The organism is Bradyrhizobium elkanii WSM2783 (assembly GCF_000472865.1).
In the GTDB taxonomy this organism is placed as follows: domain Bacteria; phylum Pseudomonadota; class Alphaproteobacteria; order Rhizobiales; family Xanthobacteraceae; genus Bradyrhizobium; species Bradyrhizobium elkanii_A.
Genome location: NZ_AXAP01000127.1, coordinates 7,501 through 15,559 on the forward strand (window position 1 = coordinate 7,501; position 8,059 = coordinate 15,559).

General features: G+C 63.6%; 7 protein-coding genes and 2 pseudogenes (1 of these 9 cut by a window edge). 3 read left to right on the forward strand and 6 right to left on the reverse strand.

The features are described 5' to 3' along the window. The 4 genes from YY7_RS0146455 to YY7_RS0146475 form a co-directional block, all read right to left on the reverse strand. Positions 1–300, reverse strand: partial view of a TRAP transporter substrate-binding protein gene (locus tag YY7_RS0146455; protein WP_028168996.1) — the 5' portion only. Its footprint begins 789 nt before the window's first position; the window shows 300 of its 1,089 coding nt (coding positions 1–300); it begins with the start codon at positions 298–300; its stop codon lies beyond the left edge, outside the window. Between the two features lie 232 nt (positions 301–532). Next, a complete protein-coding gene (locus tag YY7_RS0146460) occupies positions 533–1,870 on the reverse strand; it encodes an NAD(P)H-dependent oxidoreductase (RefSeq protein ID WP_028168997.1) in 1,338 nt (445 codons plus the stop codon). Between the two features lie 140 nt (positions 1,871–2,010). Continuing rightward, positions 2,011–2,811, reverse strand: coding sequence for a phytanoyl-CoA dioxygenase family protein (locus YY7_RS0146465; protein WP_028168998.1), 801 nt, complete (start codon positions 2,809–2,811; stop codon positions 2,011–2,013). Positions 2,812–2,939: 128 nt separating this feature from the next. Further along, complete coding sequence (locus YY7_RS0146475) at positions 2,940–3,614, reverse strand: GntR family transcriptional regulator (RefSeq protein WP_028168999.1); 675 nt, start codon at positions 3,612–3,614, stop codon at positions 2,940–2,942. Positions 3,615–4,022: 408 nt separating this feature from the next. Here YY7_RS0146475 and YY7_RS0146480 point away from each other — a divergent pair, with 408 nt between their 5' ends. Beyond that, complete coding sequence (locus tag YY7_RS0146480) at positions 4,023–5,756, forward strand: adenylate/guanylate cyclase domain-containing protein (protein ID WP_028169000.1); 1,734 nt, start codon at positions 4,023–4,025, stop codon at positions 5,754–5,756. A 21-nt stretch (positions 5,757–5,777) separates the two neighbouring features. On the opposite strand, the gene YY7_RS0146485 is transcribed toward YY7_RS0146480, so the two are convergent. Further along, a complete protein-coding gene (locus YY7_RS0146485; protein ID WP_028169001.1) occupies positions 5,778–6,587 on the reverse strand; it encodes an alpha/beta fold hydrolase in 810 nt (269 codons plus the stop codon). A 111-nt stretch (positions 6,588–6,698) separates the two neighbouring features. Here YY7_RS0146485 and YY7_RS0146490 point away from each other — a divergent pair, with 111 nt between their 5' ends. Then, complete coding sequence (locus YY7_RS0146490) at positions 6,699–7,238, forward strand: methylated-DNA--[protein]-cysteine S-methyltransferase (protein ID WP_028169002.1); 540 nt, start codon at positions 6,699–6,701, stop codon at positions 7,236–7,238. A gap of 183 nt (positions 7,239–7,421) precedes the next feature. Here YY7_RS0146490 and YY7_RS55550 read toward each other — a convergent pair. Further along, a pseudogene (locus YY7_RS55550) lies at positions 7,422–7,793 on the reverse strand (MBL fold metallo-hydrolase); the annotation flags it as partial. 76 nt (positions 7,794–7,869) lie between these two features. On the opposite strand from YY7_RS55550, the pseudogene YY7_RS0146500 reads away from it, so the two are divergent. Beyond that, a pseudogene (locus YY7_RS0146500) lies at positions 7,870–8,059 on the forward strand (IS5/IS1182 family transposase); the annotation flags it as partial.

Sequence of the window (8,059 nt, forward strand, 5' to 3'; positions counted from 1 at the left end):
GTAGTAATAGAGCGCGGTGTTGCCGATCTCGACCGTGCCGTTCGACACGGCATCGAGCACCTGCAGGCCGGGCACGATTTCACCGGCCGCGAACGGCTGGATCTGGAATCTGTTGTCGGTGATCTCGGCGACCCGCCTGCAGAAAAATTCGCAGCCGCCATAGAGCGTATCGAGCGCCTTCGGCCAACTCGCCGCGAGGCGCCATTTCACTTCCGGCATCGATTGCGCAACCGCGGGCGCAGCAATGGCGCTCGCGGCGAGCGAGATGCCGCCTGCCTTCAAGAACTCACGACGTTTCATTGCGTTTCCCCTCTGCTGGTGTCGATACCTCGACGAGGGACAACGATCTTGAGTGTCGTTTTTGGCTTCGTCGGTGACCGACGCTGGATTGTGGTGATTGGGTTCGCAGGCCTTCAACAGGCTCTTGTTAGCGGAATTCCGAAATGTCCGGTTCCGTCAGCGAGCATGACCGTTCGCCGAGCGATAATCAAGCGCAATGCTCTATCGCGGTTGCGAAGCGCGCGCTCAATTGTCAGGCACGCACGCGCTCGGCGTCTGCCTTCGTCCCGCCGAACGCCGCTTCCATCGCCTTGCGCGTCTTGATCGTCTCGTTATTCGCGTCGATCTCGATATCGCTCCATCGCACCACCGCGCCATGCGCGATATTGTTCTTCAGCTTCACGCGATGGGCGAGCCCGATCGGCAATGCGCCGGCGGCAAGGCTTGCGTGTGCCGGCATCAGCTTGCCCCACACCGTGTAGCCGCCTTCGCCATCGAGCTCTTCGCCTGCACGCAGATCCCGCTTGGCGACTGCGGCGACATCGCCGCGAAAGCCGTGCGGCTGGCCGGTAGGCTCATTGCGTAATGCTGCCGACAGGACCGAGATGTTCAGCTCCAATCCGATCAGATGATAGGGCTTGTACATCGCCGCATAGCGGCCGGAGGCGTCCGTCCTCAGCCCGTATTGCTTGAAGCAATCGGCGGCATAATCATTCGGCGCTTCCAGCACGACATAGACGCCCCAGCGCAGGTCGCGAAAGACCGGACGGCCGTCGCGCTCGATCGACGACACCACCTCCACCACGCCCGACTTCTCCAGCACGCCACCTTTCTCGCGCGGCCGCAAAATATGCGGGAGATCGTCGACGCCGCAGGGCGGAAACAAAAGGCCATCGGAGGGCACGTCGAGGCCGGTAGCGTTAGCAATCGCCGCCATCTCGATCGCGGATTTGGTGCCGTCGAGGAAGGAGTTGAACATCTGCGGATTCATGCCGGCGGATTGCGCCTCGCCGGCGGTGAGGCCGTAGTGGCTCCAAACGCCTTCGGGCGTCACGTCGTGATAAACAGGCAGATACTTCGTGCCCTTGCCGGCGGCAACGACACGAAAACCGGTGGCGCGTGCCCAATCGACCATTTCCGCCGTTAGTGCCGGCTGGTCGCCGTAAGCGAGCGAATAGACCACGCCGGCCTTGCGGGCCTCCTCCGCGAGCAGGGGGCCCGCCAGCACGTCGGCCTCGACGTTGACCATGACGATGTGCTTGCCGGCCGCGATCGCCGCGCGCGCGTGTCTGATGCCGACCGCCGGATTGCCGGTTGCCTCCACCACCACATCCATCGCGCCGCCGGCGATCGCCCGCGCGCCGTCATCGGTGAACGTCGTGGCTTTGATCCGATCCTCGCCCCAGCCGACGGTGCGGCACGCCTCGCGCGCGCGGTCGCGGTCGAGATCGATGATGATGGGCACCTCCAATCCCGGCGTGTGCGGCACCTGCGACAGGAACATCGAGCCGAATTTTCCGGCGCCGATCAGCGCCACGCGAACCGGCTTGCCGGCGGCGGCGCGGGCTTTGAGGAGGTGGTGGAGGTTCATGGCGGGATATCCGATGATGATTGGCTTGGTCATTCCGGGGCGACGCGCAAGCGTCGAGCCCGGAATCCATCGGGCCGCATGCGCGCGCGGAGAAATGGACTCCGGGCCCGCGCTTCGCGCGTCCCGGAATGACAGGAAGACTACTCCGCCGCCTGCCGCGGCGCACGCGCCAGCCGGACCAGCGCGTCGTCGGCGACCGTCTGGATCGGCGTGAAATCGCGATGGGCGATGTATTCCGGCCGCGTCGGCGTGCGGATGTAGTTCGAGACCGCGTTCAGTGTCAGGTACACGATCTTGCGCGGATAGGGTGTGATGTTGCCGCTCGATCCATGCACCAGATTGCCGTGGAACATCAGCATGCCGCCGGCCTTGCCGGTCGGCGCGACGATGCCGCCGTCCTTCACCAGGCGCGTCACGGTCTCCTCGTCCAGCGTCCACAGCGGATAGGAGGTGGTCTGAAGGTCATGGGCGGCCTTGAGGTCGCCGGCATGGTGGCTCTTCGGCACCAGCATCAAGGGGCCATTGATCGGCATCACCTCGTCGAGGAAGATCGCGATATTCATCGCGCGCGGCTCCGGCATACCGTCGTCGCGCTTCCAGGTGCCGTAATCCTGGTGCCACTGCCAGACATCGCCGGTGAAGGCCGCTTTGGCGTTGATCTTGAACTGATGCATGTAGACCTTCTCGCCGAAGATCTGCTCGATCGGCTCGATCATGCGCGGATGTGCGCCGAGGGCGCCGAAGGCCTCGTTGTAGAGATGCGCGGCAAAGGCGGTGCGCGGCGCACCGCTCTTCTCGCGCCACACCTCGGGGCGGTTGGCGCCGTAGATACTCACCGCCTCGCGGGCGAGGAAATCCACCTCTTCCTGGCTGAACAATTCGGGCAGGAACAGCCAGCCCTCGCGGTTGAAGAATTCGATCTGCTCTGGCGTCAGTTTCATGGTGTGTCCTCCTTCTGGTTTATCGTTGATCTGTCAGTCGTCATGGCCGGGCTTGACCCGGCCATCCACGCCTTTCTCTCTGCGTCCAAGACGTGGATGCCCGGGTCAAGCCCGGGCATGACGGAGCGTCACGCAGCGATGGTCGCTACTCTCAATCTCTCCTCCGTCATCCGTCCTGCCGTCTGCGCATGCGCTGACGCCGCGGCCTCGGCCGCCTTGCCATTGCCGGCGAAGATATGCGCGGCGATCTGCTCATGCTCGGCCCAGGCGCTTTCGCGATAATCGAGCTCGGCGAGCACGGTCGCCATCGAGCGGCGCATATGCGCCCATTGCGGCGCGATCATCTCCTCGATCGCGGGATTGCCTGACAGCAGATAGATCGCGCTGTGGAAGTCGACATCGCGCGCGATCAGTTCGGCGAGGGGCGTCTTCGCATCGATCGCGCGTCCGGCCGTCAGCGCCGCGTTCAGCCGCTCGCGGCCGGAGGCATCGGTCCTGCTGCGCCCGGCGGCAAGCTGTGCCGCCAGCGCGTCGATCGCGCCGCGGACTTCGTAGAGCTGGCGGATGCGCTGCGGATCAAGCTGGGTCACCTCGAAGCCGCGGCGGCCGCTTTCGGCGACCAATCCCTGACGGTGCAGCAGATGCAGCGCGTGGGACACCGGCTGGCGCGACACGCCAAGCTTCTCGGCAAGCTCGTTCTGGGTGATCCGCTGCCCCGGCGGCAGCGTACGGTCGATAATCGCCTCCAGGATCCGCGCATAGACCTGGTCGATCAGGTTGGGTAGCGGCTCGAGCGGGAGCATGCCGGGCGTTTTCCTTCGGAATACGGAATTCCGTATTCGGTGAAGCTAACCCCGGTCCGAGGTCCGGTCAAGGTGAAACCCGGCCGACCTGCCCCGGTCGAGCGACAGCACCCCTATGTCGGCACTGTGCATAGGGAGCCTGTGAGGAGCTTTTCCGAAAGCTTCCTCAGCGGCGGCTTCGTCTTGTCCCGAATTCATTATTGAGGACTTGGAGTCCGCGCAGAAAAAGCCTGCCAGTCTCGGTGGCGCTGAAAACGACACTCAATCGGGTCTCTGGAACTGTGCTAAATTTGCTCGATGCCGATCGGACGTCTTGATTGGCGAGGTCTCGATCGGCCGTGCTTCCCATTCTCGTGTCATCCCGTTCTTGCTTCGAAGATTCCGCCTGTCATGTCAGAGCGCCCTTTGATGCTGCAACCGACGATCAGAAACCGAATCCTTGGCATCGCCATGGGCCTCATCGTGCTGATGGCCATCATCTCGGTGCTGTCGACGGTGATGGCAAGGAGGATCGCCCACCAGCTCGATGAGCTGACGACGAAATATGTTGAGGCTTACGGTCATCTGGCGCGGATGAACGTCCGTTCGCTGGAGCAGGCATTGGCGCTCCGCAGGATGGTGATCGCAGGCATGCATTCGCCGCCGGACCAGGCCGCCATGGCCGAGCAGCAGAAAGTTTACGAGGCCAAGGGTCTGCAAGTCGATCAGGAAGCGAAGACCGCGCGTGGCCTCATCAACGCGATCATCGCGGATCTTTCGACGGAATCCGACAATGCGAGGCTGGGTCGGATCGACGATCGAATTGAGACGCTGAATAACGACCTCCGCCGCTATCTGGGTGAGGAGCACAAACGGCTGCTGCCGCTGCTCGAAGCCGGCAATCTTGCCGAAGTCAATGCCAGCCTTGCTCGCACCGAAGCCCTGCGCAATGAACTCAACCAGAGAGTGGACGAGGTCCGCGGGGAGATGCTGGCGCAGGTGCGCGCGGGCGCCGCGGCGACGATGAGAGATCAGCAAAGCTCGATCTTGATCTCGGTCATTCTGACAGCACTCGCCGCGATACTGGGCCTGCTGTTCTCGTTCTTCGTAAGCACCGGCATCACGCGGCCGGTCAGGCGCTTGCTAGAAGGGACCCGCGCCGTCGAAGCCGGTCGGCTCGATGGCTCGATCGACGTCACCACGCGAGACGAGATCGGCCAACTGACAACGGCGTTCAACAAGATGGTGGAGCAATTGCGCCACAAGGAGCGGATGCGTGAGACCTTCGGCAGATACATCGATCCGCGAGTCGTGGAGGGGCTGATTGAGCGACAATCATTGACCGCGACCGACGGTCAGCGCCGTATCATGACCGTGCTGTTCTGCGACATGAAGGGCTTCACCAGCCTCAGCGAAGGAATGACGCCGCAGGGATTGGTCAAGGTGATGAATCACTACCTCTCGACCATGTCCGGCCCGATCCGCAGCCATCACGGGATCATCGACAAATATATCGGTGATGCGATCATGGCCTATTGGGGCCCGCCGTTCAACGAGGATGCCGAACAGGCGCGGCTTGCCTGCCTTGCCGCCGTCGACATGGCCGATCGCGGTACGGCATTGCGGACGGAATTGCCCGAACTGCTGGGCGTGCGGTCGGTACCGAGCGAGTGCGACGTTCGCATCGGCGTTGCGACCGGCGAGGTGCTGGTGGGAAGCATCGGCTCGGAATTCATGATGAGCTACACCGTCATGGGCGATGCGGTAAACCTTGCCTCGCGCCTGGAGGGCGTGAACAAGATATACGGCAGCCATGCCCTGGTTTCCGAAGCGACGGTGAAAGCGGCCGCCGATGCGATCGAGTTTCGCGAGGTCGATCGGCTGGTCGTCGTTGGCCAGACGCGGCCGGTCACGGTGTTCGAGATCATCGGGCGCAAGGGCGAGCTCAGCCCGGCACAATCGGCATTGTTGAAGCGATACTCCGAGGGACTGGCCGCTTATCGCGCCCAACGTTGGGACGAGGCGCTTGCGGCCTTCAATGAGGCACTTGAAGCGGTTCCCGCCGACGGACCATCCATGACCTTTGTCAACCGCATCGAAGGCTTCAAGACAAATCCGCCCGCCGATGCCTGGGATGGCTCATGGTATCTCGATCACAAGTGATGCGGCTGATATGACCGACCGTCATCCCGCCAGAAAATCCAGCACGATCTCGCAGTAGCGCTGCGGGGCCTGCTCGAACATCGGATGCGTCGTGCCCGGGATGATCTCGGTGCGCGAATCCTTCACATTGGCCGCCAGCGTGTGCAGTACCTTCGGCAGTGCGCCTCTGGTGTTGGCGCCGCCGATGAACAGTGTCGGTGTCCTGATCGCTTCGGCGTCCGCCTTCGAGAACGGCGGCCGCTTGTCGCGCGTCTGGCCGATCAGCGTCGTCGCGTTGTCGCGCAACGGCTCTTTCACCGCCGCCGGCAGCCGCTTCCAGGCGCCGGGGCCTTCCAGCGCGTCGATGAAGATCTGCAGCCCGCCATCGATGTCGCCCTTGGCGATGATTTCGGCGGAGGCGGCGATCCGCGCCGCCAGCGGGGAGGGGCTCGGCTTGAAGTCGGGATCGAGCGTCTCATCCAGCTCGCCGCCGGGCTCGGCCAGGATCAATTTGCGCAGCAGATCAGGCCGCCGCTGCGCGACGCGGAAGGAGACGTGTCCGCCGCGCGAGTGGCCCATCAGGCCGACCGGTTTCGGTTCGATCTGCTCGATGAAGGCGATGACGTCTTCGACGTGCTGGGCGATCGAATAGGTGTCGCCGACGCCATTCCAGCGCTCGGGGAAGAAGTGCCGGAGGCTGACCGTGATCACGCGGTGCTTGCGCGACAGAAGTCCCAGCGTCGCCGACCAGATGCGGAAATCGCAGAGCGAGCCGTGCACGCACACCAATGGCGGCCCTTCGCCCACCTCGAGATAGGCCATGTCGTATCCGTTGACGCGAAGGGTTTGCATGGGGATGCTCGCAAGTTCCCGCAGGATTCGGGTGGATAGCAACATTCTCCAAGCCTAGATTCCATTGCAAGGAGAAAGCTCGACATGTCGAATCCGCGGATGGAGCAAGCCATGACCCGCCAGCATTTTGCGATCTTCGACACAGTGATCGGTGCCTGCGGCGTAATGTGGGGCGAATACGGTATCACCGGCGTGCAACTGCCGATGGGCAGCGAGGAAAACACCCGCAAACGCATCCGGCAGCGGGGCGGCGAGGTGACGGAAGCCGCACCGCCAGTGGAAGTGAGACGCGCGATCGAAGCCATGATCGAACTGCTCGCGGGCAAGCCGAACGACCTTGCCGAGGTCGTGCTCGATCTCGACGTGCCGGAGTTCAACCGCGGCGTCTACGATATCGCGCGCAGGATCCCTCCGGGCAAGACCATGACCTATGGCGAGATCGCCAAGCAGCTTGGCGGCGTCGAGCTGTCGCGCGACGTCGGCCAGGCGCTCGGCCGCAACCCGTGCCCGATCGTCGTGCCCTGCCACCGCGTGCTCGCGGCCGGCAACAAGCCCGGCGGCTTCTCGGCGAATGGCGGCGTGGTGACGAAGCTGAAGATGCTCGAGATCGAGGGCGCGATCGTCAACCACACGCCGAGCTTGTTCGATTGAGCTCTGATGGTGCCGCGGGCTCGAACACCTCTCCCATAGGGAGAGGTCGGATCGCGTCAGCGATCCGGGTGAGGGGTTCAGGTCCCTCGATAGAGCGTAGCCCCTCACCCGGCGCTACGCGCCGACCTCTCCCTATGGGAGAGGTGAGGAGAACGCGGCCGAGCCGCAGCTCCCCTCCGACAGCTACACCGCCTCGCACGCGAACCCGTCGCCGCTCCGCTTGATCTTGCCGACCGAGGGCGAGGGGAAATGCGCGGTGCAGCAGAGCGTATCGGTATCGCAATAGCGCTCCAGGAAACTGCGCCGCGTCCGCGCCGCCTGCGCCTGGTCGACGTCGAACTTCGCCGACAGTTCCGGATAATGCGTCTGCAGCGGCGAGTGCATGAGATCGCCGGAGAACACGGCGTCGTCCTTGCCGCGCCCAAGAGTGAAGGCGACATGGCCCGGTGTGTGCCCGGGCGTCGGCAAAATGCGTGCGTGGTCGCCGATGGCGAAATCATTCGTCACGATCGCCTCGCGCTTTGACTCCACGATCGGCAGCACGCTGTCGACGAAGAGACTGTGAATCTTTTTATATCGGGCGCGTGGCAGCTGTGATTCTCTTCGCGGATTGATTTGCAGGAGGGGGANGATGGCTGGTGACGAGTTGTTTGGAGAGCTGCCGGANCAAGCGGAGCCACGGGCCGAAGCAGTGCGGCGCGGTGCGCCGCGGCTGCGCGAGCCGGTGCGCGACCAGGTCGAACTGCGAGCGGTCGATATCGACAGCCTGATCGGACAAGATCATCCGGCACGGGTGATATGGGCCTATGTGGAAGGGCTCG